The organism is Komarekiella delphini-convector SJRDD-AB1, from assembly GCF_014831675.1.
Lineage (GTDB): Bacteria > Cyanobacteriota > Cyanobacteriia > Cyanobacteriales > Nostocaceae > Komarekiella.
In genome coordinates, this window is the sequence record NZ_VJXY01000025.1 from 31,105 (window position 1) to 56,798 (window position 25,694).

The 25,694-nt window shown below is 42.7% G+C and carries 22 protein-coding genes and 2 pseudogenes; 16 read left to right on the forward strand and 8 right to left on the reverse strand.

Annotated features, from left to right (window positions below):
• Positions 1–73: 73 nt before the first annotated feature.
• A complete protein-coding gene (locus tag FNW02_RS21330; protein WP_191759505.1) occupies positions 74–1,030 on the reverse strand; it encodes a response regulator in 957 nt (318 codons plus the stop codon).
• A 692-nt stretch (positions 1,031–1,722) separates the two neighbouring features.
• On the opposite strand from FNW02_RS21330, the gene FNW02_RS21335 reads away from it, so the two are divergent.
• The 3 genes from FNW02_RS21335 to FNW02_RS21345 all read left to right on the forward strand — a co-directional run bounded on the left by FNW02_RS21335 (position 1,723) and on the right by FNW02_RS21345 (position 4,744).
• Entirely contained in the window at positions 1,723–2,811 is a 1,089-nt protein-coding gene (locus FNW02_RS21335; protein ID WP_191759506.1) for a RuBisCO accumulation factor 1, read from the forward strand.
• 80 nt (positions 2,812–2,891) lie between these two features.
• Positions 2,892–3,350 carry a MarR family winged helix-turn-helix transcriptional regulator gene (locus FNW02_RS21340; protein ID WP_191759507.1) on the forward strand — a complete coding sequence of 153 codons (459 nt, stop codon included), beginning with the start codon at positions 2,892–2,894 and terminating at the stop codon, positions 3,348–3,350.
• A 56-nt stretch (positions 3,351–3,406) separates the two neighbouring features.
• Entirely contained in the window at positions 3,407–4,744 is a 1,338-nt protein-coding gene (locus FNW02_RS21345) for an SCP2 sterol-binding domain-containing protein (RefSeq protein ID WP_191759508.1), read from the forward strand.
• Position 4,745: 1 nt separating this feature from the next.
• Here the strand turns inward: FNW02_RS21345 and FNW02_RS21350 are convergent, their stop codons facing one another.
• Complete coding sequence (locus tag FNW02_RS21350) at positions 4,746–6,437, reverse strand: glycosyltransferase family 39 protein (RefSeq protein WP_225225809.1); 1,692 nt, start codon at positions 6,435–6,437, stop codon at positions 4,746–4,748.
• A 110-nt stretch (positions 6,438–6,547) separates the two neighbouring features.
• On the opposite strand from FNW02_RS21350, the pseudogene FNW02_RS21355 reads away from it, so the two are divergent.
• The 3 genes and pseudogenes from FNW02_RS21355 (at position 6,548) to FNW02_RS21365 (ending at position 10,383) form a co-directional block, all read left to right on the forward strand.
• Positions 6,548–8,961 (forward strand): annotated as a pseudogene (locus FNW02_RS21355) (ATP-dependent helicase).
• Between the two features lie 72 nt (positions 8,962–9,033).
• Positions 9,034–9,336, forward strand: coding sequence for a hypothetical protein (locus FNW02_RS21360; protein ID WP_191759509.1), 303 nt, complete (start codon positions 9,034–9,036; stop codon positions 9,334–9,336).
• A gap of 312 nt (positions 9,337–9,648) precedes the next feature.
• Positions 9,649–10,383, forward strand: coding sequence for a hypothetical protein (locus tag FNW02_RS21365; protein ID WP_191759510.1), 735 nt, complete (start codon positions 9,649–9,651; stop codon positions 10,381–10,383).
• A 274-nt stretch (positions 10,384–10,657) separates the two neighbouring features.
• Here the strand turns inward: FNW02_RS21365 and FNW02_RS21370 are convergent, their stop codons facing one another.
• A complete protein-coding gene (locus FNW02_RS21370) occupies positions 10,658–10,843 on the reverse strand; it encodes a hypothetical protein (protein ID WP_225225810.1) in 186 nt (61 codons plus the stop codon).
• Between the two features lie 92 nt (positions 10,844–10,935).
• On the opposite strand from FNW02_RS21370, the gene rpmI reads away from it, so the two are divergent.
• The 5 genes from rpmI to FNW02_RS21395 all read left to right on the forward strand — a co-directional run bounded on the left by rpmI (position 10,936) and on the right by FNW02_RS21395 (position 15,172).
• The gene (gene rpmI / locus FNW02_RS21375) at positions 10,936–11,133 is read left to right on the forward strand and encodes a 50S ribosomal protein L35 (protein WP_191759511.1); all 198 of its coding nucleotides are present in this window, start codon (positions 10,936–10,938) and stop codon (positions 11,131–11,133) included.
• A 21-nt stretch (positions 11,134–11,154) separates the two neighbouring features.
• Positions 11,155–11,511, forward strand: coding sequence for a 50S ribosomal protein L20 (rplT, locus tag FNW02_RS21380; RefSeq protein ID WP_191759512.1), 357 nt, complete (start codon positions 11,155–11,157; stop codon positions 11,509–11,511).
• Between the two features lie 12 nt (positions 11,512–11,523).
• The gene (locus FNW02_RS21385) at positions 11,524–12,336 is read left to right on the forward strand and encodes a transporter substrate-binding domain-containing protein (protein WP_191759513.1); all 813 of its coding nucleotides are present in this window, start codon (positions 11,524–11,526) and stop codon (positions 12,334–12,336) included.
• A gap of 141 nt (positions 12,337–12,477) precedes the next feature.
• Complete coding sequence (locus FNW02_RS21390) at positions 12,478–13,002, forward strand: tetratricopeptide repeat protein (RefSeq protein ID WP_191759514.1); 525 nt, start codon at positions 12,478–12,480, stop codon at positions 13,000–13,002.
• 133 nt (positions 13,003–13,135) lie between these two features.
• Entirely contained in the window at positions 13,136–15,172 is a 2,037-nt protein-coding gene (locus FNW02_RS21395) for a primary-amine oxidase (protein WP_191759515.1), read from the forward strand.
• A gap of 114 nt (positions 15,173–15,286) precedes the next feature.
• Here the strand turns inward: FNW02_RS21395 and FNW02_RS21400 are convergent, their stop codons facing one another.
• Together FNW02_RS21400 and FNW02_RS21405 are read right to left on the reverse strand one after the other, a co-directional pair.
• Entirely contained in the window at positions 15,287–16,945 is a 1,659-nt protein-coding gene (locus FNW02_RS21400) for an ABC transporter permease (protein WP_191759516.1), read from the reverse strand.
• A gap of 79 nt (positions 16,946–17,024) precedes the next feature.
• Positions 17,025–18,035 carry an iron ABC transporter substrate-binding protein gene (locus tag FNW02_RS21405; RefSeq protein ID WP_191759517.1) on the reverse strand — a complete coding sequence of 337 codons (1,011 nt, stop codon included), beginning with the start codon at positions 18,033–18,035 and terminating at the stop codon, positions 17,025–17,027.
• Positions 18,036–18,712: 677 nt separating this feature from the next.
• Between FNW02_RS21405 and FNW02_RS21410 the strand changes: the two genes are divergently transcribed.
• From FNW02_RS21410 to FNW02_RS21430, 5 genes and pseudogenes are all read left to right on the forward strand, one after another.
• A complete protein-coding gene (locus FNW02_RS21410; RefSeq protein WP_191759518.1) occupies positions 18,713–19,066 on the forward strand; it encodes a hypothetical protein in 354 nt (117 codons plus the stop codon).
• A gap of 338 nt (positions 19,067–19,404) precedes the next feature.
• Positions 19,405–20,757, forward strand: a complete 1,353-nt coding sequence (locus FNW02_RS21415) for a histidine phosphatase family protein (RefSeq protein ID WP_191759519.1) — start codon at positions 19,405–19,407, stop codon at positions 20,755–20,757.
• A gap of 101 nt (positions 20,758–20,858) precedes the next feature.
• Positions 20,859–22,169 (forward strand): dihydroorotase, encoded by a 1,311-nt coding sequence (locus FNW02_RS21420; RefSeq protein ID WP_191759520.1) that lies wholly within the window; start codon positions 20,859–20,861, stop codon positions 22,167–22,169.
• 138 nt (positions 22,170–22,307) lie between these two features.
• Positions 22,308–22,724: pseudogene (locus FNW02_RS21425) on the forward strand (XisH family protein).
• Complete coding sequence (locus tag FNW02_RS21430; RefSeq protein ID WP_191759522.1) at positions 22,712–23,047, forward strand: XisI protein; 336 nt, start codon at positions 22,712–22,714, stop codon at positions 23,045–23,047. The pseudogene FNW02_RS21425 and the gene FNW02_RS21430 overlap by 13 nt, the downstream one beginning before the upstream one ends.
• A 173-nt stretch (positions 23,048–23,220) precedes the next feature.
• Here FNW02_RS21430 and FNW02_RS38825 read toward each other — a convergent pair whose 3' ends face one another.
• The 3 genes from FNW02_RS38825 to FNW02_RS21440 form a co-directional block, all read right to left on the reverse strand.
• Positions 23,221–23,649 (reverse strand): GUN4 domain-containing protein, encoded by a 429-nt coding sequence (locus tag FNW02_RS38825; protein WP_225225811.1) that lies wholly within the window; start codon positions 23,647–23,649, stop codon positions 23,221–23,223.
• Between the two features lie 236 nt (positions 23,650–23,885).
• Entirely contained in the window at positions 23,886–24,896 is a 1,011-nt protein-coding gene (locus FNW02_RS38830) for a caspase family protein (RefSeq protein WP_225225812.1), read from the reverse strand.
• Positions 24,889–25,395 carry a hypothetical protein gene (locus FNW02_RS21440; protein ID WP_225225813.1) on the reverse strand — a complete coding sequence of 169 codons (507 nt, stop codon included), beginning with the start codon at positions 25,393–25,395 and terminating at the stop codon, positions 24,889–24,891. The genes FNW02_RS38830 and FNW02_RS21440 overlap by 8 nt, the downstream gene beginning before the upstream one ends.
• Between the last annotated feature and the right edge of the window lie 299 nt (positions 25,396–25,694).

Below are 25,694 nucleotides of genomic sequence, written 5' to 3' on the forward strand. Positions count from 1 at the left end.
GTCATTAGTCATTTGCCAAGGACATAGACGCCTTAGCGGCTTCCCGTAGGGTAGGACAAATGACAAACGACAACTATACAGTGATTTGATGGCAGCTACTACTAGTAAGAGCGATCGCCACCAGTTGTGCTGATAAATCAATTAGCTTTAATTCATCTTCTCGCAAAGTGCAGGGTTGTTTCCACTGTAGTGATAACACTCCCAAAAGTTCATTTCGATAACTAATCGGGATAACTAAATGTGCTTGCACACCCGTATTTTGGTAGTGGGTAATACTATTTAACTTGGTGTCTTTAGGTACATTTAAGGAGACTTGCATTTGCCCAGTGGCGATCGCTTCGCTAGTCAGTGGGTCTTGTGCTAGCCAATTTTCTATTGTACCTGTATCGCTGTAACTTCCTTGAGTCGCAACTAAAGCATTTCCCTGGGTAAGTTGCAAAATGCAGCCATCCGCCGCAAAAGTTTCATTAACAGCTCTAGCGATTGGCGTGAGAGTTTCCTCTAAACTAGAAGCGGCTTGGGTTACTTGCACTAACACAGTCAGCAGTGCCATTTGAGCATGAGCACGGCGCAATTCTTCTGTGCGTTGTTTAAGCAAGTCGTAGGTTTCTGCTGCTCTTTGCACTACTGCCTTCAGTTCCCCTGGATCCCAAGGCTTGGTGATATATTTGTAGACTTGCCCAGCATTAATTGCTTCTACCAAGTCTTCAATATCAGTAAATCCAGTGAGAATTATCCTTACCGTATCAGGAAACTGAGGTACAGTCTTACTGAGAAACTCAGTTCCTTTCATTTCTGGCATTCGTTGATCGGAGATAATTACCGCAACTTCCCCTTCTGCTGCCAATACTTGGAGAGCGTTCATCCCACTATCGGCTTTCAGGACATTAAAGTCGCGCCGAAAAGTACGATAAAGCAGATCGAGATTATCTGGCTCATCGTCAACTACCAGGATTTTAAGTTTTTTCGGCCGTTCCAGAGTCATCAATTGATGATGGACTTTATCAAGTTCAAGACTGGGATTATCCATAAGATGATTCCTTTAAAATATTCGCTATTTTGTTATATTCCATACCAAGCGTAGTTGAGAAAAATCCATAAGCCTTGCGGGTATTTGCGGATATAGGTCAAGGTTGATTAAATCTTCTCTTCGTAAATGCTACAGATGAAATTTACCTGTTCAAACTATCTTTGCTAGAACCAATTAAGCTCATCCCACCCCTAAAAGGGAATGGGATTTCACGTTGACTGTTGACTGTTAACGGCGTCGCGGCGTCTTTCATCCCATCTCTAGAAGAAATGTGTTTTCCTGACGCTTTTTTATAACTAGGTGTAAATAAACATAATTATGCAAGTTGACAATAAATAAATGTTCGCATTTAGTATTGATTAAAACAGACAATTGGCAGTTATAACTAGCTGTTACGTTTATTCATGCCCATTTGACAGTTATCAGTAAACGGTAAACAGTAAATATAATTGGGTTTAGGGGAAACCACTAAGGGGGCGATCACTATGCAACTGAAAACTAATAACCCAAAGCCAATTAGGGCGAGGCGCTATCTGGCGGGTTTCAATCCCCCAACTGTTTCCTGTTTACTCTTTACTGTTTACTGATTTAATTTGACGGTATGGTAGTTTCGGGTAGACAGTTAAAGATTAGAATAAGACTTGCTGATGAGGTAATGAATTATCTCTCAAGTTAAAGTTCGCCCTGTGATTATGACTGACCTACCACCCAACACTCAAAATCCTGATGATGCTACTAATAATGATGTAGCACAAGAGTTTTTGCGAAAGCTGAGGCAAAAACAAGGCAGCTGGGTGGAATGGGGAGTAGCGATCGCCTACTTGCAAAAAAACGGTTACAATCCCCAAGAAATTTTTGAAGCGACGGGATTTGAACCGATTCAACAAAATCAGGTGGTTGTTGGTTCCCAAGTTTACAATTCTTTAGAAAAGTTCGGGGCATCGGAAGCAACGCGATCGCACTACACTGCACGCGGCAGTGATATTTTGTACGAACTACGTTTGCTTAATCAAGAAGAACGTGCCGCCGCCGCCGAACTTGCCTTCACCCACAAAATTGACGCCGACGAAGCGCGGGAAGTGGCAAAATCAATTAAAGAGTTCTCTTATTTTCGCACTTTGCCAGAAGGGTTTTCTGCCCATCCGGGAGATGCCGTTGCTTACCAAGCTTGGAAACTAGCGCGACAAAACACAGATTTGCAACAGCGATCGCGCCTAATCGCTAAAGGCTTACGCTTTGCTCATACGCCAAATGCTAGGAAACAAATCGAACAATTATTAACTGATTTTAGTGTTGTTCCCAAACGTCCAGCACCAATTTTACCCTTTTACCGCCTGGAATCGGAAGAAGAATTACCCCGGATAGTGCCCGTAGTCGGTGAGTTACCTTTGACAGCACAAGACTTACAAGCTGTACCTTTGGTGACGGAAATTGAACCATTTCGCATGGTCAAGTTTTCTGGAGAGCAAGCTTGGGTTCCTATACCAGGTTGGCAAGTGCTATTGAGAGCAGAAGACCCAGTAGTGATTTTAGCAAATGGCGATCGCCTACCCAACCAAACACAAAGCCAGCCGCAACCGGTGCTGGTAGTTATAGATCGTGCCCAACGGCAATGGGATGAATCCAGCTACTTTGTTGTTGAAAACTCTGGCGAATTAGATTTTCAGTGGTTTGAAACTGCGCCGGAAATTCCTCTATTTGGCAAAATTATCATCATTGTGCGTCCTAAGAAAATCCTTGATGAAGAACTAACTAAGGATTCTTGGCAGATTGACGAATAGCGCTCAACAGTATTTTTAGCTGTCATTACATAGCAGCCAAATTTCTTGACATAGCAAATAAGTGCATATACACTTATTTTATGGAAGACCAAGTTACTCAATTAACCCAACTCAAAAAAGTTGGGACTACCTGTACCTGCTTTAATCTACGCAAAGCATCTCGTGTAATCACACACCTGTTTGATGAGGTATTGCAACCAAGCGGGTTATTAGTGAATCAGTTTACCCTTATGGTTGCAATTAGCTTAGTTGGCTCAATGACGATCACGCACCTAGCCCAAGAATTAGTCCTGGATCGAACTACGCTGACACGCAACCTCAAACCACTAGAAAGACAAGGGTTTATTCAAATTCAACCAGGACAGGATCAACGGATGCGGGTTGTAAGTCTAACACCTCAAGGACAAGAAGCTTTAGCGAAAGCATTGCCTTTGTGGGAGGTAGCACAGACTCGAATTGTTGAGCAATTAGGGCAAGAGCGGTGGAATACATTGTTATCTGGTTTATCTGACACCGTGTCATTACTACGCGACAGTTAAATTTTTTTTGAGTAAAAAGTGTATATACACGTATTTAAGGAATTAGGAAAAGCTGTATGTCTAAATTCGATAACCACCAGACTGTGAGAAAATTTCGTGAGCAGAACCCAGTTGATAATTCCACGCCAGTTTCTCCTTTAGATGCTGATTGGCTTCGCCATTTGTGTTTAGAGATGGGAGCGGATGATGTTGGCTTTGTTGAGATTTCTCGCCAAGAAATTGCTGATCAACGCCAGGATATCCTTGTAGCTTTCCCGCCAACAAAAACATTAGTTAGTTTTGTGTGCCGGATGAACCGCGAAAATGTCCGTAGTCCGGCGCGATCGGTAGCCAACGTAGAATTTCATACTACAGGCGATGAAGTCAACCAGATTGGACGTGAGATTGTTGCTACCCTTGAGCAAAAAGGTATTCGCGCCTTAAACCCAGCAATGGGTTTTCCGATGGAAATGGATCGCTTCCCTGGCAAAATTTGGGTTGTTTCTCACAAACCCGTAGCGGTTGCAGCCGGTTTAGGACACATGGGAATTCACCGCAACGTCATTCATCCCAAATTTGGCAACTTCATTTTACTAGGGACAATTTTGATAGATGCTGAAGTGACAGCATATAACAGACCAATTGACTACAATCCTTGCTTGGAATGCAAATTATGCGTAGCAGCTTGTCCAGTGGGAGCCATTAGTACGGATGGTCACTTTAATTTCTCAGCTTGTTACACCCACAATTATCGAGAGTTTATGGGAGGATTCACAGATTGGGTTGAAGATATTGCTGAGAGTAAAAATGCTCGTGACTACCGTCAAAAAGTGAATGATTCTGAATCAGCATCCATGTGGCAAAGTCTTAGTTTTAAAGCTAACTATAAAGCAGCTTATTGCGTGGCTGCTTGTCCAGCAGGAGAAGATGTGATTGGTCAATTCTTGAGAAATAAAAAAGAGTTTATTCAAGAAGTAGTTAAACCTTTGCAGGATAAAGAAGAAACTATCTATGTCGTTCCCGGCTCTGATGCCGAAGCTTTTGTAGAACGTCGGTTTCCTCACAAGAAAGTTAAACAAGTTGGTAATGGTATTCACCCTAATTCTATTCGTGGGTTTCTATTTGGGTTGCCGCTATTATTCCAACGTAATCAATCAAAAGGTTTGCATATTATCTACCACTTTACATTTACTGGTGCAGAAGCATGTCAGGCAACAGTCATTATTAAGAACAAGACAATTCAAGTGCTGGATAATCATGTTGGAACAGCCAATATTCATGTTACTGCTGATACTGATACTTGGCTGCGTTTTCTAGCGAAAGAAGAGAATATTATTTGGGCATTAGTACAAAGAAAAATTCGGATTAAGGGGTCGCTGCGATTGCTTCAAGCTTTTGGAAAATGTTTTCCTTAAATTAGCGCAATCCAACATTACCGCACCGATAAAGCTGATAGGGAACACCTATGCGGTAGTGCTGCGCGGGGTCTATGGTGCAACTAGTTTGTCCAAAAAGTTCTAGACGCTGCGGATAGTCCCGTTTTCTGATTCCAGGCCCAACAACCCATAAATTTAGCTTAGATGTTGCTGGTATAGGTAGTTGGGAAAGGTTTTTCCAAACAGCAGATAAATCAGGGTTTTTTTGTAAAAACGCAAAACTATCAGGGCTAATATCTGAATTCAAGACTTTGGATTTATCCCTTGGATTTTGACTCCTGAGTTGTTCTAATGCTGTAGCAAAACTTAATCCCAACGCCACATCCTGATAATTGCTATATCCCACTACTAGAATGATTGGTACAGAAGGTTCCAGGTTCATATTTTGGGCAACTTGCTCAGGCTGGAAGGGCTTTTGAAAAACTAAATTAGAAACAACAAAAGCACAACTAATTAAACCAACAAGTAAAAATATAAAGACAGAATTACGGTTATTTTTAATTCCAAAACTAGCTGCTATGAGGGCGCAAAAGCTGGGATAATAGACAAAATTATAACGTGGAACAATAGTGATATCTTTACCTAAAAAATAAACAATAATAAAAAACTGTAATAAGACGAAAATAGTAAAACTTAAAAGCGTTAATGTTGTTAAATAAGTTGTATTTTGTAACCATAACAGTTTTAAACCTTTGACAACTTGAAAACCTACCCAGATAGCAAATATCACCATTAAAAAGCCATAAATAACTGTAATTGGCAAAGGCTGATTTTCTACAGGTAGAGCGATCACCATTAACACCCAGCTAATAAGAGTTTGATACAAAGGTGCAATGTGAGTGGGAGAAGGCAACCAGCTGGTTTCAGAACGGCGAACATGGCTTAATATCACTAGCAACCAGGGAATGAAGCTAATTACAATACCAATAGTGGAAAAAATTAAGGCTAACCAAACTTGGTGTTTGTTAATTATTTTTGCTTTACCCCAGTATATCAACACAAATAGTGTTGCAATTTCAGCGATGAAAGCTAGAGCAAAAAAGTAGTGAACGTAAAGACCAATGCTATTAATAATTGCCCATAACAGCCAAACCCAATATCTAATGCGCCGCTCAAATATATCTCGCTGAATTTGGACTAACCCTAATAACGCTAAAGTTATGAGCAGCATAGGCATAGTATAATGCCGTGCTTCTTGAGAAAGGTAAACAGCAAATGGAGAAACAGCCATGATCGCTGCTGCTATGATTGCAGACGTTTTGGAAAAGGCAATACGATTGACACCATAAATTGCCCCGATCGCACCCACACCAAATAAAGCTGGTAGCGATCGCAATTTTTCTACCCACTCTGCTCCCAAAGGAGTCATCCACCCTAACCATCTATACATACTGCAAAAAAATAGCGGCGGATGCGTAGACTGGGTAGTAACGTTTTCGGCAATTTGAGAACAACTCACCCCAGGCTCGAAGGTAAAAATCTCCTGCACGCGCTCCAGGGGAAACACAACATCCAAAGGTAAATCATTGTAATTTTTACCCAAGCTGAAAATAGCAGTGATCACCTCATCCATCCATAAAGGTTTTAAACCTAAATGCCAAAAACGCAAGAGCGTACCAATTACAATCACCCCAGCCAAACCCAGATAATGTAGATAAAGTCTGCGTGTCATTATTTAACTATTAGCAATCTATAAAAACAGTGAACAGTTATCAGTGAACAATGACAATTGATAACTGATTTCTGCGGTTTGTAAATTACATTCAAAATCTAAAACTTTATATGTCAGACGCTAATTTTACCGCTACTGTGGCTCAAGAATCTCTCCAGTCACAATTATCTCAGTCATCGCCTGTTACTTTACTGCGAGAGAAAACTTTAGCAATCCGTAACAGTCTGCGCCCTGGACAGCAGCAAATGGCTGACTGGCAATCTGGGCCATTGGCTGTTTCCGCCGTTCCTGGTGCTGGTAAATCCACAGGTATGGCGGCGGCGGCGGCGATCGCGATCGCACGTCAGTATGAGCGTTCTGTTGTGCGCTCAGCCTCCCGTCGTCAGTTAGTGGTTGTAACTTTTACTCGCTCCGCTGCTGCCAATATTAAAGCCAAGATCCGCGAATATTTGCGACAATTATCTTTACCTCAGACTGGCTTTTTTGTCTATACCTTGCATGGTTTAGCATTAAATATTGCCAGCCGTCATTCTGACTTGTCAGGTTTACAGCTAGAAAATGTCACATTAATCACCCCAAGCCAAAGCCATCGCTTCATCCGTACTGCTGTAGAACAGTGGATTGCTAATAATCCAGGACGTTATTCTCGATTACTGGAAGGTCATCAATTTGACGGTGAAGAAACAGAAAGATTGCGTCGCCAGTCGGTGCTAAGGACAGAAGTATTGCCAGAATTGGCGATTACGGTAATTCATGAAGCAAAAAGTTCTGGTATATCGCCAGAAAAGTTACGAAAATGGAGTCAACAAACCACAGATGAATATGCAATTTTGCGAGTCGCATCTGGTTTGTACGAGCAATATCAAAATTTAATGCGATCGCGTGACTTCATCGACTACGACGATATGATTTTAGCCGCATTGCGCGTTCTCGAAAACGACAGCGCCCGTCGCATTGAGCAAAACCAAGTTTTCGCCGTCTTTGAGGACGAAGCCCAAGATTCTAGCCCTCTTCAGACGCAGCTGTTGGAAATATTGGCGAGTGACTCTCTGGGAGCAGGGGAGCAGAGGAGCAGGGGGAGAATAATAACTCAGGACTCAATTTGGTGCGTGTTGGTGATCCTAACCAAGCGATTAACTCTACATTTACCCCAGCTGATCCGATTTATTTCCGGCAATTTTGCGAAGAGTGCGATCGCGCCGAACGATTGGCAACAATGGATCAAGCCGGTCGCAGTACTAGAATTATCATCGAAGCTGCTAACTTTGCTTTGAAATGGGTGAATAGCTTTTATGGAGTCAAGGGCCAACAGTCAACAGTCAACAGTCAACACTCACCCCATACCGCCATAACCCCGCTCCCTTTCCGTCCTCAAACAATTCATCCTGTTAACCTTGGCGACCCCCAACCTAATGCCAACCCAGCACCAGTAGGAAGAGGACTAGAACTGTATACTCCTCGTGATATTCATCACACAAGTGAATTGCTGTCCCAGAGGGTAATTGAATTATTTGCTCAAGACCCAACACAAGTCAGCGCAGCAGTTTTAGTACGAGAAAATCGTCAGGGAAGATGGCTGGCAGAGGCTTTAACACCTGTGTGTAAGGAGCATAAAATTACACTTTATGATGTGGGAGAACGCGATCGCCGCTCTCATGTCCCGCAAGAAATTTTGGCATTACTGCAATTTTGCGATCGCCCTCACTCCCCTGATTATCTCAAAGCCGCTTTAGAAGCCTTGGTGCAGCGCCAGTTAATTCCCACTCAAGACCTCAACGCCCTTGCTAGTCTCCCAGAAGAGTTTTTGTATCCTGGCCCCCTGGCTCCACCCCAGCCAGAAGCAGTACAAAAAGCCTCGCATTTATGTCGCAGTTTACTCCGCGCTCGCTTAGAACTGCCTCTGTACCAGCTAATTTCCTTCCTCGCCTTAACATTAAACTACGATCAAGCAGAATTGGCGACTGCTGACAAACTTGCAGAAAGGGTAAATCAGCAAATAGCTGGCAATAGTTCGATGAGTGCAATGCTATCAGCCTTAAGTGAAATCGTCAGTTCCGAGCGGTTTGAACCTGTGGAAACTGATGATTCGGAAGCACGTTATACACGTACTGGTCAACTAACAATTATTACCATGCACAAAGCTAAAGGGTTGGACTGGGACTACGTGTTTCTTCCCTTTCTGCACGAAAACTTGATTCCTGGTAGGTTTTGGGTTCCGCCTCAAAGCCAGTTTTTAGGTGACTTTACTTTATCAGAAGTGGCTCGCGCCCAAATTCGCGCCGCTCTCCACGGAGAATCTAATATACCGGATATCACACAAGCGTGGGAACAAGCAAAACACTTAAAAACTGCTGAAGAATATCGTTTACTCTACGTTGCAATGACACGAGCAAAGCGCCTGTTATGGATGTCAGCGGCACAGAAAGCGCCCTTTACGTGGAGTAAACCAGAGAATTTACAAGATCAAGCACCTTGTCCAGTATTTGGAGCTTTAAAACGCCAGTTTCCTCAATGTATAGGTTAATCTTTGCAGGTCGGTGCGATCGCATTGTCAGCCGATACCATCAGATTGCATTAGCGTTTAGAGACGTTGCAAATGCAACGTCTAAGAGGTTGTTTGAAAAGTGGTTGGCTGTATCTTTGCACTTGTTGCTCCCCCCTAACCCACGCCAGTCGCTCATGGGGAGCCACCCCAAGGCGGAGGTTGCCGACGCTCGTTCGCGCAGCGTGTCGCAGACAAGACTCGCTCTCAGCGTTGGCGAAGCCTCAAAGTAGAGAAGCCATGCCGTTGGCGATCGCGCAGCGTGTCGCAGACAAGCCTCTCGAAGAGAAGGCTTTACGCTGCGCTATCCGTTGTGGGGAGTGGCGTGGAAATCCCCTTGGCGCAGCCTCAAAGTAGAGAAGACCGCGCTGGCTCCCCTTGAGAAGGGGAGCCACTGTGTTGGGGAGACAGCGCCGTGGGCGGGTTTCCCGACTTGAGGCGACTGTCGTCGGGTTTCCCGACTTGAGGCGACTGTCGTGGATTTAGGGGATCTCAAAATATTTGATACATCACTAAGAACTTTTCAAACATCCTCTAAAAGCAAAGTTATTAGCGTGCAAATGATCTTATGCCAAGCGTATTACTGTACAACTAGCCAATAGCAGCAGGGAACCATGCTAAAGTCAGCGCCATCTTTAACAGTTAACAGTTATCAGTTAACAGTTAACAATGAAATCCATCATTAAGTTATTTCCGTTAATCAACGACGCTCTCAAGTATCCTAAAAGAGTTGTATTTACTCTCGCTTTGACCAGTCTGCTATCTTTGGGACTTGTATCCACGGGCAATAATTCCGCTGAGGCTGCTCCTGGTGCAGAACAGATACAATTATTGTCCCAAGGCTCCCAAAATCGCTCAAACAGGCTACCTAGAGCCGTCGCTAGAGCCGTGTTGCGCGATGCTTCCAAGCGTTCTGGAGAAGCAATTGCAAATTTAAAAATCACTCAATTCAAATCACAAACTTTTGGGAATCCTTGTATTTTCAACTTTGGCGAAATGTGTACCAGAGAATATAACCCGATCAAAGGCTGGCAAGTAATTGTACGAGTTCAGCAGCAATCTTGGACTTATCATGTGAATCAATCTGGCTCGCAAATCGTTTTAGATCCGAAAGTCAGTGTATCGGGTGCTACTCAATTACCAAAAGCGATCGCAGATACAATTTTGGGTGATACCTCAAAGCGTTCTGGGGTAGAAATCGCTGATTTAAAGATCACTCAAGCTACACCAAAAACCTTTGGGAATCCCTGCGAATTCAATTTTGGCGAAATCTGTACTAGAGAGTTCAACCCAGTTGAGGGGTGGGAAGTGATTGTCCAAGTTAAAGAGCAATCTTGGACTTACCATGTGAATAAATCTGGCTCACAAATCGTTTTAGATCCAAAAGTCAGTGCTATTAAATAAGTAAATATAAATAAATTAAAGTTTGTAGTGAGTTAGCGCGGTCTTCTCTACGAGACGCTACGCGAAGGGGGTTTCCCCGCCACTCCCCACAACGGAGGGAACCTCCGCAAGGGGGTGGCTCCCCATGAGCGACTAACGAACCCAAAGGGTAAGGACTTTAGTCCTAAATAATCCTTATTTTGAGCGATGAATCTCACTTACGAACTAGGGTTTTATTTTATGTTTAATTATACCTACCTACTTACAATTCAGTTAAGGATTGTCTGTACAGATTTTATTTAGAGACGTTGCATTGCAACGTCTCTACAGGCAATGCAACGTGTCTTTTGACAAGATATCGTGCTATGTTTTTATACGCTCTAGTTGCTTCCACCTGTACAATTTCCCCATCCACGAGTTTATAGATACCACACCCGTCTGGGTACTGTTCGAGAAACTCCTCAAAAGTCAGCTTTTTCATTACGGCTTTCATAAAACCTCTGACCTTAGTGATTCACTAAATTTAATTGTCTTAATATATAATGATAGATTGTGTCGAATTAAAGCCAGCCCATGCCTAAATTAAAGACCCGTAAAGCAGCGGCGAAGCGATTCCGTGCCACCGGCACCGGTAAAATCGTACGTCGTAAAGCCTTTAAAAACCACCTCCTAGAACATAAAACTTCCAACAAAAAGCGTAGCCTGTCCAAGACAGCACTTGTACATGAACGCGATGAAGATAATGTGCGCTTGATGCTCCCATATTTGTAAGTCCTTCAGGAATATTAAGTTATGACACGGGTAAAACGCGGTAACGTAGCTCGTAAACGCCGCAATAAAATTCTCAAACTAGCTAAAGGTTTTCGCGGTTCCCATTCAACTCTGTTTAGAACCGCTAATCAACAAGTGATGAAGGCACTACGGAGTGCCTACCGCGATCGCAAAAACAAAAAGCGCGATTTCCGTCGCCTCTGGATCACTCGCATCAACGCTGCTGCTAGGCTACACGGTTTGAGCTACAGCCAGTTGATCGGCAACCTGAAAAAAGCCGATATCCAACTAAATCGCAAGATGTTGGCACAATTGGCAGTTCTCGATCCAGCAAGCTTCGGCAAAGTTGCTGAATTGGCAAGTCAAGCTAAAGGATAAAGGTGGTAACGGATGAATAACCGATGTAACAGATGGCTAACAATTAATCGGTTACATCTGGTATTATCCGCTACCGTTGTTTGTATTCTCTGTTCCATCTTAACGACGGGATTCATCGCATCTGCTGCCCCAATACCAGAAATTAAGCATCGGGGCCATTTAATTATTGCCGTTAAAGATAACTTGCGTCCCTTGGGGTTTAGAGATGCTAGCGGCAATTTGCAAGGCTTAGAAATTGATCTGGCGAAGCGTTTAGCAGGTGACTTACTAGGCAAACCAGATGCCGTCAAGTTCAAACCAGTAGCAAATCGCGATCGCCTAGCTATAGTCTTAGATCAGAAAGTTGATTTTGCGATCGCCAGAGTAACAGCAACCGAATCACGCTCACGCCTAGTTAATTTCAGCGTTCCCTACTACTTTGATGGCGCAGTGTTGGTTACAAAAGATGCCTCTGTGCAGCAATTAAGCGATTTAGCAAAACGGAGGATTGCCGTACTTAACAACTCCAGTACCATCGCCCAAGTGCGGTACTATGTGCCAAATGCCGAGTTAGTGGGAGTAAATTCTTACGAAGAAGCAACAGAGCAAATAGAAAGCAATACCGCTACAGCTTTTGCCGCAGACGCTAGCGTTCTGAGTGGTTGGGTACAACAATATCCTCAATATCGGTTACTGCCAACTAAATTATCTACTGAACCTTTGTCCGTAGTAATGCCCAAGGGATTGCAGTACGATGAACTAAGACGAGAGGTGAATGAAGCGATCGCTCGTTACTTAGCAGAAGGCTGGCTTAAAGAACGCGCTAAATACTGGGGTTTACCGTAATTTAGTGCTGAGTGGGAGCAGGGGGAGCGGGGGGAGCAGGAAAGAGTAATAACTCCTGTCTCCTGTCTCCTGTCTCCTGACCCTTGACAAAAACCTGATAATAGATACAGAAGTAACTTTTAATAATTGTATTTGCAGATAATGGATAACAATCTAGCCGTTGTTTATCTCGCGATTTTGGTGGGCCTACTAGCATTTACACTTGTAGGTGTTTCTCGCCAGATTTTGAAAACTCGCAAGCTTGAAAGCTCTCTGTCACGATTGCGAAAGAAGTTAGAGAAAGAAAAAGGTACGGCTCAAGAATATTATGAGTTAGCCAGTATTTATTCAGAAAAGAAATTGTTCTCACAAGCGATCGCGCTATTTCAAAAAGCTCTTAAAGCCGCCCAAGAAGAGGGTGAAGAAAATATTGCCCCCATCTACAATGGTCTAGGCTATGCTTACTTTACCCAAGAGCAATACGACTTAGCGATTCGTCAGTACAAAGAAGCGCTCAAAAAGAAACCCGACTATGTAACAGGTTTGAATAATCTTGGTCATGCTTACGAACGAAAAAAATTAACTGCTCAAGCATTACAAACTTACGAAGAAGCCCTAAAATATTCTCCCAACAACTCTACTGCTAAACGCCGTGCTGAATCTTTACGCCGTCTAGTTTCCGCGTAAATGTAGTAGAGACGTTGCATTGCAACATCTCTACTGTTAGCAAATTAATTTGGCATTAATCTCTTAATTTATCGGTTTTTGGGCTATTGCTCAGAAATAGATAACTATACGTTTGTTGGAAAAATGTAAAGGGATGATTAAGAGGCTACGTTTTTTTTGGATAGCTATTACCCTCATTGTCTTCATTGCTATCTCACTAGGATTTATGGAAATCTTGTCTGCTCAGCAGCCCTCGATTTCCCATCCTCTTACTTCATTAACGGAGGTAGAAATTAGAACAGCTGTTTCGGTGCTTAAGAAAGAAAAAACTTTGAGCGAAATGGCAGCTTTTCCACTGATTACTTTGCAAGAACCAGATAAAAACGAAGTTTTAAAATTTACACCTGGTAAAACTTTTCAGCGAAAAGCTTTTTTGGTAGTTTATGAACGTTTACAAAACAAAACCTACGAGGGAATCGTTGACTTAACAAGCAAAACTTTAAGTTCTTGGAAAGAAATCCCCTCTGTTCAACCTGCAATTATTAATCCAGAATATGAACTGGCAACTCAGGTAGTTAAAGCCGATCCCCAATGGCAAAAAGCGATGCAAAGCCGGGGAATTACAGATTTAAATCAAGTTAAAATTAGTTGCTGGGCACCAGGAACCCTGAGTAAACAGGAAGAAGCCGCAGGTGATCGTCTTTGCCGAGCTTTATCTTACTATAGAGGCGATCGCCTACAGCGCACTGGAAGCGATCGCTGGAATTATTACGGTAGTCCAATTGAAGGCGTGCTGGCTACAGTCAATTTGAATACAGGTAAAATCGCCAGTTTTGTTGATAGAGGAAAAGTACCTTTTTCCAAAGAAAACTGGAACTACGATGTCAAGTCCTTGGGCAAATTGCTTTCACCACCCAAAGCATTGAAAATTCTCCAACCTAATGGTGCAAGCTTCCGGCTCAACGGTAATGAAATTAGCTGGCAAGGTTGGAAGTTTCGCTATATGATGCATCCCCGCAGTGGATTAGTGCTGTACCAAGTGAATTACAACGACGGGGAAAATATCCGACCAGTGTTATACCGCGCTAGTCTATCGGAGATGGTAGTACCTTACGTTGATCCTGAGCCTACGTGGTCATTTAGAAATGCATTTGATGTTGGGGAATACAACTTTGGTTTGTTAGCAAATACGATGGAGTTGGGCAAGGAAATTCCCGAAAACGGCCTTTTGCTAAATGCTGTGTTGGCTAATGAGCAGGGAGAACCTTATGTGATACCGGGGGTTATCGGTATCTACGAGCGTGATCATGGAATGCTCTGGAAGCATTATGAGTACAATACTCAACGTAATGATGTCCGTCGTAATCAAGAATTAGTCATGACAATGACTGCGGCGATCGACAACTATGATTACAGCGTCAATTGGATCTTTCGCCAGGATGGGACGCTGGAGGTCGAAAACGAATTAACGGGTATTTTACTAGCACAGGGAACAGCTGCCGAAAAACAGTCTGAGGATAATTCCTATGGTCAGTTGATTGCAAAAAACATCGTTGGAGTAAATCACCAGCACTTTTTCAACTACCGTCTAGATATGGATGTAGATGGTCAGGCTAATTCTGTGATGGAAATGAATGTGAAAGCCTTGCCAATGGATGAGAAAAATCCTTTAGGAAATGCGATGCCTACGGCGGTAAACTACGCACTTGCACAAACCCCACTAGCAAAAGAAACGGCTGCTGTCCGCGATATAGATATGAAACACAGTCGGGAATGGATGATTGTTAGTGCAGACAAAAAGAATTCTCTGGGGGCTGCTCCTGGATATATGCTGATGCCAGGAGGCAACTCAATATTTTTCCCTGTGGAAGGCTCGAAGATCCACCAAAAGGCTGGCTTTGCAACTCATCATGTCTGGGTAACGAAATATGAGCCAGATGAACTTTATGCTGGCGGGGATTATCCTAACCAAGGAAAACCAGGACAGGGTTTACCGAAATATATTGCAGACGATGAGTCTTTAATGAGTGAAGATATTGTGTTGTGGTACACAATGGGCGTGACTCATATTCCGCGATCGGAGGATTGGCCTGTGATGCCTGTTCACCGAGTTGGTTTTAAACTCATTCCTAGAGGATTCTTTAGCCGCAATCCAGCTATTAATTTGCCTGAACCAATACCTGTAAACTAGTAGAGACGTTGCATTGCAACGTCTCTACAAAAGAATCTTGAATACTGAATCGGTGTTCTAGTTCTTCGGCTCCATATTGCTCTTTGCGGGTAGCAGACTTCTTAAGCTTGACTCTTAATCAACCTCCCTTTGCAGACTACGGTATGCCTCTAGAGAAAGTCCTTTGAAGCGATTTTGAGACAACACCAACAATGTGGAACTAATTGAAATCACTAGCATTACTAGTACCGCTGCTGCTGCATTACTATAGGAAACACTCTCAGTTGCTTTCCAAATATGCGTTGCTAAGGTACTAAAGCCAATGGGAGCCAATAGCAATGTCACTGGTAACTCCTTAATTGCAGTCAGAAATACCAACGCTGCTCCACCCAGAATCCCCGGACTCACCAGGGGCAACGTAATTTCTCTTAAACTTTGCCAGGGGGTTCTGCCTAAACTTTGGGCAGATTCTTCTAGTTGGGGATTGACTTGAAGCAGGGAACTCCGCACTGTGCCGACGGACTGGGAAACAAATAATACTAAATATGCAAATATCAGCATTGGCAAAGTCTGATATAACCAGGGCAGGTAATTTGCTCCCCAAAATACCAGAGATAGGGCAACTACAATTCCAGGTAAACCAAAGCCAATATAGCTACAGCGTTCAATGGCGACAGTAATGCGACTGGGAAACCGGACTGCAAGGATTGCGATTGGCAAAGCGCAGAGAGTGGCTACTATGGCGGCCAATCCTGCGGCTACTATCGAGTGCCAAGCTAATTGCATTAGTTTCAGTAAAGAGATAATTTCACCTACGTCTGTGCTTATTAATCCTCTGACTAACCAAAATAAAGTGACACTTATTGGTAATGCTAGACCTAAGCTAGCTATGACGAGGCAAAACAAAATTGCAGGCACTTGCCAAACACCAAGATGAACCAATGCTGGCAAACGGTAGGATTTGGTGGCACGACTGTAGTAGGCAGCCCGCGATCGCGCTTTGTATTCTAACCACAACACTAGCAAAACTAAACCCACTAGCATTAAAGCTAGCGTCGCTGCCTGATTGCGATCAAATGTATATCTGTATTGCAGAAAAATCGCGCGTGTAAATGTATCAAACCGCATCACTGAAGTTGTGCCAAAATCCTGCAAAGCATTCAGCGCAACCAACAATCCTCCTGCGACAATTGACGGACGCAGAGTCGGCAAGGTGATCCGAAAAAAGGTTTCCCGTTGACTATAACCTAAACTCCTTGCAGCCTCCTCAATTGTTGGATCAACGCCTTGCCATCCAGCCTGGATACTCAGCAGCAAATATGGATAGGAAAACAGAGTTAGCCCTAGAATTGCTCCAGTCCAACCATAGATTTCTGGTAACTCCTGCACTCCTAGCGGTTCTAGGCAGAGTTGTAACCAGCTTCCCTTGGGCCCAAAAGCTGCAATTAAGGCAAAACCACCCACATAGTCAGGTACAGCTAAGGGTAATGTGGTAACAATCAGCCAAAATCGCCGCCAAGGTAAATCCGTCCGCATTGTGAGAAATGCCAGTGGTACTGCGATCGCAGCTGAAAGTAAAGTACTAACCACGGCTAGCCCAACACTGTTTAACAGCACTTCGAGCGTGCGGGGACGTAATATCAAAGCCAACAACTGTTCTCCACCAACACCAGCCATACGTATGACTAAGTAAGTTAAAGGCAGCGCGATCGCCATAGCCGTTAGTCCAGCTATGACTACAAGAAACAAAGGTGGATGATGAGTTTTTATGTTTCTAACGCCTCTAACTTGCATAGCTTCTAATAAAAATTGGCAGGATCGAGGAGATAAGTGTAGGGAATAACCTGTATACAATCCCCAATCCCCAATGTAGTTACAATAAACCTGCCTCTTGGAGTAATGAGATAGTTCCCTTCAAATCAGATAATTTACTCAGATCAAGCTGGGGAGACTGTAGCTGATTGAGCGGAACTTGCTTATGTGATACAGGGATACCTGTTACCAACGGATATTCGTAAAACTTCTGAGTCAGGTACTTTTGAACGTCTGGGCTGAGCATGTAAGCAACAAACTTTTCTGCATCACTTTTTTGATCGGTTGTATTTAGTACTGCTAAACCTGCCACGTTAATCAATGCTCCAGCATCACCACGTGTATGATGTATGGCGACGGGGAAGTTAGGATTTTTTGTGATAAACCGATACAGATAATAGTTATTTACTAGCCCTAAAGCGATTTCTCCCCGTCCCAAGGCTTCAACAATTGCAGAATTTTTGCTGTAATCTCTGGCTCCATTGGCTTTCATCGCCTTCAACCACTGCAAAGTTTTTTGATCTCCTTCTATGAGTCGCATTGCAGTGACAAAAGATAAAAAAGAACCGTTAGCAGGCGCCCAACCGACTTTACCTCGCCACTTCGGATCACTCAGTTGCATCACACTTGTGGGGAGTTCGCTAGCTTTCACAAGCTTGGTGTTGTAGTCGATCACGCGTGCGCGTCCAGAGATGCCAATCCATTGCCCAGCGGGAGAGCGAAATTGCTGAGCGACTTTGTTCAACAATTGGGTAGGGATAGATAAGGTTCGCCCTTCGTTGGCTATAGCTCCCAAGGAACCAGCATCTTGAGCATAAAATACATCAGCGCGGCTATTTTTACCTTCTTCGAGGAGGGCGATCGCTAACTCAGTGGAGTCACCATAGCGCACCTCAATATTTATCCCCAAATCTTTTTTAGCTTTTTCAATCAGGGGAGCCATAATTTCCTCTTCTCGCCCTGAATAAATCGTCAATGTTTTTGAGGCCGCTACGGCTGAAATTCCTACTCCCCAGTTCAAAAGCACAGCAGCAATTACAAATGAGATTCGCTGTACTCTAATTGACACCATTAAATTGACCTCCGATTCCAGATCTGGGTTATGGACAAATATTTCTGCAAACTCTTGTTAGATTGCAACTATGTAGAAGATTAACGAATAGTTTAAGTAAGGATAGATTACATCCAGGTATGGATTAGGTTAACTTTAGGTAATTCAGTAAGTTAATAGTTATTACGTACTGTAACAAATATGACTTGCGGTTTTTAACTATATAAATTAGGCAATCACTTGTTTGAGGAGCGTGTCGCCTCTAAATATTCACGGTTCACAAGAGCAAGAATAACCTGCTGACTGCTTCGTATCGATACAAATGGTTTCAAGAAGCGATCGCTAGCAGGTCAAAGGCGCAAACAAAAAGGATGATAAAGATTATACGTTTTAGTTGTAATAGAACTATTCTATTTGTCGTCTGATTGAAAATTGAACAACTGTTAGATTATCTCTACAAGTCGAATTCAATTTTCTTAAGATTTTATTAATAAAGTATTGCATTTTTGCATTATTAGCTACATTTTTTCAAGGGTATTTTGTCTAGTTAATTTATTTAACTTAAAACAGCTATCGTTGACAACCTATGTATATACGAAATACAATCGTTTTTATATAGAGCCTGATGATAGAGTTTAGCAAAATAATTCGTTTAAAGAATAAAACCAAGCACTATAAATAGAATTTGGATACAACAAATGAACGCCAAAATTATTGCTTCCTTTGGAATGATACTGATCTTTGCAAGCCTAGGAAACTCGGTGTATGCACAGTCATCAGAGTCAAACTCAAACCCAGTACAATACAAAACAACTGGTAATGCTCTAAATGGAATTGAGAGTAAAACAACCCAGGATGACTTCCTTATATTTTTCGAGCCAAATAATCTAGGAAGTAACTCCATCAATAACCGAAGAAACAATACTACTCCAGTGAAATTACGTGTCAACGACTCACAACCACTGCCAGATAGTTCTGTTTTTTTAGTACCAGTTGAAGCGGGGAATGATAATCAAGGAATGCGATTGCAGTTGGATCTGGACAATGAGTAATTAGACATACAGATTGACCATACGAGCGTGCTGAGTTAGCGATCGCCCTACAGTTCTTGAACTTCTGTTTGCCCGGAGTCGGGGCACCTTGCTGGATTTTGCTACAGACTTCTCTTTGCCTACAGAACTTTTCGCTGTCTAAAAAAGTTTTGCGCTCCTGTTACCCGGACGCGCAAACTTTTCGCTTGTAGGTATGGTTTTTTATTGATCAATGGGATGAAATCTCAGGTTTTTCTGACTTCTGGCTGCTTTGATTCAAATGCCAAATCTATCTATTAGATACTTGTGCAGACATTTTGCAGTAAAATTAGTCCTTTAGATAGAGGAGGGCAAGATAGATGACTCGTGTCATCATTGTGCGCCACGGTCAAAGCGGCTATAACACCGAGCGGCGTATTCAAGGGCGCACTGATGCGTCTAAATTAACAGAAAAAGGTCGTAACCAAGCCACTAAACTAGGCAAAGCCCTCAGCAATATTTTATTTAATGCAATTTACAGCAGTCCCTTACAGCGAGCAAAACATACAGCAGATATTATCCACAGTGAGTTAGCAATTCATGCTGGACAGTCTGCTATCCCCCAAGCTTCTGATCATCTGCTGGAAATTGACCTGCCTTTATGGGAAGCAATGCTTAGTGCTGATGTCAAGCAGAAGTTTGCTGAAGATTACCGCACCTGGCATGAACGCCCCCACGAAATGCGGATGCTTTTAAAAGATGCGGAGGGGACAAAAGAACATTTCCCTGTCCTGGCTTTATACAAACAGGCGCAGCAATTTTGGCAAGAAATTTTGCCCCGCCATCAAGGCGAAACCATTCTCATAGTTGGACATAACGGAATTAATCGCGCTCTCATTAGCACAGCGCTCAATATTCCCCCAAGTCGCTATCATTCAATCCAGCAATCGAACTGTGGCATCACCGTACTAAATCTTTCTGGGGGATTAGGGGAACCAGTCCAACTAGAGTCTTTGAATCAAACACAACATACTGGAGAAACTCTGCCCTCATTGCGACCGGATCATCAGGGAGTACGATTGCTGTTGGTGCGTCATGGTGAAACTGAGTGGAATCGCCAAACTAGGTTTCAAGGACAAATTGACGTTCCCCTAAACGATAATGGCAGACAACAGTCACAGAAAACAGGCGAATTCCTGCAAGAGATAGCGATTGATTTTGCAGTCAGTAGCCCAATGCTGCGTCCCAAAGAAACAGCAGAGATTATCTTAAAGCACCATCCTAGTGTAGGGTTGGAATTGCAAGATGGTTTAAGAGAAATTGGTCACGGACTCTGGGAAGGAAGATTAGAAACAGAAATAGAGCAAGAGTTTCCCGGCGAATTGCACCGCTGGCGAACAGTCCCAGCAGAAGTCCAAATGCCAGAAGGAGAAAATTTGCAACAGGTGTGGGAGCGCAGCGTTGCAGCTTGGCAATCAATTGTGGAAGTAGCATTAACTAAACAATTCAAAACTGTATTGGTAGTAGCTCACGACGCCACTAATAAAACTTTGCTTTGTCATATTCTCGGTTTACCACTAGAAAATTTCTGGAATTTTCGCCAAGGTAATGGTGCAGTTAGTGTCATCGACTATCCTTCTGGTCTAAATGGTTTACCAGTATTGCAAGCGATGAACATTACCACTCACTTAGGTGGAGGCGTACTAGATAAAACAGCAGCCGGGGCATTGTAAAAAAAGTGACGAAGCAGGAGGCAGGAGGCAGGAGGCAGGAGTCAGGAGCAAAGAATAAATAACTGTAATTCTTAACTGATAACTGATAACTGATAACTGTTATGGCTGAACTACTGCAACAAGTACGGGTGATTGACCCAGTTTTTGGAACTGACCAAATAGCTGATGTGCTAATTGCTAATGATGAAATCCGAGCGATCGCCGCGCACATTTCTGACATTAGTCCCGATACTCAAATCAGAGATTGTCGGGGATTAGTTCTTGGGCCTGGTTTAGTGGATTTGTATAGCCACTCTGGCGAACCGGGGTATGAAGAACGAGAAACCCTCTTGTCTTTCTTACAAGCTGCGGCTGCTGGCGGTTTTACCAGAGTTAGCATCTTACCTGATACATCTCCATCCATCGATAACCCGGCTCTAGTGGCGCAGTTACAAAATAAAGGTGGGGAGATGAGGAGGATGAGGGAGATGGGGGAGAAGGAGAAAATTAATTTGTCTCCCCCTGCTTCCCTTCTCCCCCTGCTTCAAGTTTGGGGTGCTATTACCCTAGATGTAGCTGGTAAGCAAATGACGGAATTAGCAGATTTGGCGAAGGCTGGAGTTGTTGGTTTTAGCGATGGTCTACCTTGGGAAAATTTGGCACTGGTACGGCGGGTTCTGGAATATCTCCAGCCGTTGGATAAACCAGTAGCATTTTGGCCTAGCGATCGCCTATTGACAGCAAACGGTGTAATCAGAGAAGGTTCAGAAGCGATTCGTCTGGGTTTACCACCTATACCCGTCAGTGCTGAAACTACTGCGATCGCTGCTTTGTTAGAATTAGTTGCCGCTACGAGCACACCAGTACACATCATGCGTGTCTCGACAAGTCGCAGTGTGGAACTGATCGCATCAGCTAAGGCTGCTGGATTACCCATCACCGCTAGCACTACTTGGATGCATCTTTTATTGGATACAAAAGCGGTTAAAAGTTATCATACCAGCTTGCATTTAGACCCACCTTTAGGCAATCCCAGCGATGTGGCAGGATTGCGTGCGGGGGTGCGTGCGGGTATTGTGGATGCGATCGCTATTGACCACGCACCCTATACCTACGAAGAAAAAGTCCAAGCCTTTGCCGAAGCACCACCAGGGGCAATTGGTTTAGAGTTAGCATTGCCGCTATTGTGGCAATACCTTGTAGAAACTGGGGAATTTACAGCTTTAGAATTATGGGGTGCTTTGAGTACTCGACCAGCAGAATGTTTGGGCCAGAAAGTGAGTGCAATTACTCACAACCAACTAGCAGAACTCACTTTGTTTAATCCTCAAGAAACCTGGAAAGTTGAAAGGAAAAATCTTTATACACTTTCTAGTAATACACCTTGGTTAGGTCAACAGTTGAAGGGCCGCGTTGTGCAAACTTGGTGTTAGTTGCAGTCACTTAAGTGTCTTCCCTCGATAACTGTGATCGTAAGTTGATCAGCGTTGGTTATGGCGTATCAAGTCAGACAGCTTAAGAAGGTGGATAATATATAGATAGAAAGCTCCAACAGAGTGAACAAACATTTTATGTCAGCAAAAGATAAATTTCATGATGTTGTAAAACTAGGCTTACAAAAAGATGGCTGGACTATTACAGATGACCCTTTACACATAGAGTGGGGTTTGGTTGAATTATATATTGATTTAGGAGCAGAAAAGATTATTGCGGCTGAAAGAGAAGGGCAAAAAATAGCTGTAGAGGTTAAGAGTTTTCTTGGTCAATCAACTATTTCAGAATTTCATACCGCATTGGGACAGTTTATCAATTATCGATTTGCACTTTCTCAAGAACAACCAGAACGCATTTTATATTTAGCTGTTCCCTTAGATACCTATGAAACTTTTTTTAAGCTCCCATTTACTCAGATTATAATTCAATAATATCAATTACGTTTGCTAATTTATGACATTGAAAATGAGGTTATCGTCAAATGGCTAAATTAGAAGAATATAGAAAGTATATCAAAGAGTTATTAACAGCATATAGTCAGTATGAAAAACCTGATAGCGAAGTTGAATTACAAACTATATTTGATACTGAACACGACCACTATCAATTAGTATATGTGGGCTGGAAAAACAAGCGGCGTGTATATGGTTGTGTCTTACATTTAGATATTAAGAATGGGAAAATTTGGATTCAGCATAATGGAACGGAAGCTAACATTGGTGATGAATTAATGGCTCTAGGTGTTCCTAAACAAGATATTGTATTAGGATTTCACTCGCCTTATAAAAGACAGTTTACAGATTTTGCTGTGGGTTAAGATGGGTTAATGAGGAATTTAAATTGGGTTAGGCGATCGCTTAATTTGAGTTGAGTCTGAAAATGGAAATGGAATGAACCCCTCAATACCTCGTTCCTTACCATAGTCAAGGATCAGCGATTCAATAGATGTTAATGTAAATTCTCAAAGGAATTTGCAATTTACTGTAAGCCTTATATGTTTTTACAAGTCTCATAGCGAGAGTAAATATTCCATTTTACCAAGGGATTGGTGAGGTTTCTCGCAACACTTGAGACCGGGAGGTGTCCCACTGGGGCTGTGCCATCATACTTTATACTCTCATCTTTTATCCAACCACCTAAAAACCATTTGGCGGATATCTGCCATCCTACACGAGTCCAAAAAGCATTCAGATTTTTTCTTACTTCTAGCCAGATTTTTTTCTGCACACTAAACCCAAAGCGCCCATTACTGTACTTTACCCACAGTTGGTCAATAGTGCGTAAGTCAGTGCAAGGAAAGTTTTTAATAGATTCGGGATCAAGCCAGCGTTCTTGTTCTTTGTCAGCGGCTTTGAGCATCACTGCCAGAGTTTCTCGATCTGCTTCTTTCCACTCTCCAGCCTTGAGTAAATCGCGCAACCGCGTATAGTCTACGCCCTTCTCAGAACTGAGATCATCATTCTCCTGCGTTGGTTTTGTCGTCGTTGTTTGAATAGATTGTTGTTCTTGTCGCTGCCTGTGTGCTTCTTGTTCTTGTTGTTTTTGTAACTTTGCCTGGTTAGCTTGTTGTTGCTTCTCTAACTCCGCTGATTTTTGATATTCGGCTTCTTTAGCAGATGTAATCTCTAACTCAATTGGCGCTACATCCTCATTTCTTAGACCTCTAAAATATCCTGTTGATAATCCTTCAGTACCTTACGAGTATGTTCATCCAGGGGATATTTTTGCCCAACTACCTCAACAAAAGCTTGTTTGTAACTTTCCAAGTTTGCAAACCGTCTGCGGAAAGGTTCTATTACTTCGCTTTCTATTTCCTCGGCTTTCTCATCTGTAATTCCAAATGTTTTGCGTTTCGGCTTTAAGATTAAGTAGGAAAGTTTACTAAGTTCACCATTTTGGGCATATTGTTCAACAAGCTTGCGATACTCTGCCTCTGGATTCTTGGGGGCATAGGCTAGTAGAATATTAAAGCCTTCCTTATCCAGAATAATATCTGGCATCATCTTAGGCTTTACTGCTTGAACTTTTGCCTTAGCGTAAGCGTGCAGTTCTTGTACATGAATATTGCCATCGTTGTCTGTGTCTGCTGCACCTGTCTCAATTCCCTCAACTAAATATTGAGTGTAGAGCGAAAGCGGTAAACCTTCTTGCTCAAATGAAGTTTGAGTTGCACTCGAAGATGTGAGAACAACTCGTCCCTCAGCACCTAGCTGCTTTTTGATATCGACACCGACACTTTTTGTCAGCCAACCTTGAGCGATCGCACCACTGTAGCAAGCATCCAAAATCAATATTTGTCGTTTGGCGTAGCAATTATATGATTGTCCTTGAATAAAATTTGCGTCTACAGCAGTAGCTTCAAAGTCATCTTTAGCTGTAATCCGAGTTGTTAAATAAAGATGACCTTCATCATTAGTAATACCATGCCCAGAGAAAAACAATAATACTAAATCTTCTTTACTAGCTTCTTTAAATAGCTTTTGAATTGCCCTTCGCATTTCTGTCTGATCGGGATTAAGCAGATGTTCGATCTGCTCAAAACTTCCCAGACTTGGGTTTTGCAAAACTCGCTGCATAGCTTCTACATCATTGAGAGCAGATGATAGAGGAGGGATATCTTCACCGTATTCACTGACTCCAATCAGCAGCGCTATCTTCTTAGCCATTTTTGCCGTCACCCATTGCAGCCAAGAGGTCTTTTGCTATTCTCTCACTCTCTAATAGCTCTCGTTGGCTTTTTGCTTCGATATTGACTTCTTTATCTCCAACTTTGACACTAATTTTCATCGGCTTGTCACCCAGGCGATCGCCCAAAAAACCTAAAAAGCTTTTGACATTCTTCATGCTCACCTCAGCCGTTAGCACTCCGATCAAAGTGGCAAACAATGGCTTACTTCCTGCTTCAGGGTTCAAGTCTTCCGCGCGATCTGCCTTCTCAACCTCATCCAAATCCCGAATTTCCCGCAGCAGCTTGCTAGCTATTTTTTGCCGTCTCTCATCATCTAACTCTGGATCGTCAATGGCAAAGGTGAATTTAATCGTGGGTTCGCCTGTCATTTTAACCTCCAAAGTCCCGTTATCTAGGCAGTGTTCAGCTACACTTCCAAATTCTACGATTCCGGTCAGGAAAAAGATAGTCCACAGGCGATCGCTTGTCGATTTCATTTATACCAACGAGAAAATTTCTCTTAACAAGACTTAAAAAATTAGGTTTCTGGACGACAAATTTAGGTTTTTTCTGAATTGGTATTAGCTATAAGTTTGAATAGATTGGCTCTCTAAACATCCCTTATATTAAAATGAAAAGGATTAGGAAGTCGCACTTTTATAAACATCTAACAAGAGTTTACGCAAATCTCCAAGTCACGCCCAGAAGTGACACTTGATGTTTTCTAGCTATATGACCCTAATGTTAGTGTGATTTAGGAAATGGCTTTAGCTGCTCAACAATATAATTAAGTAAT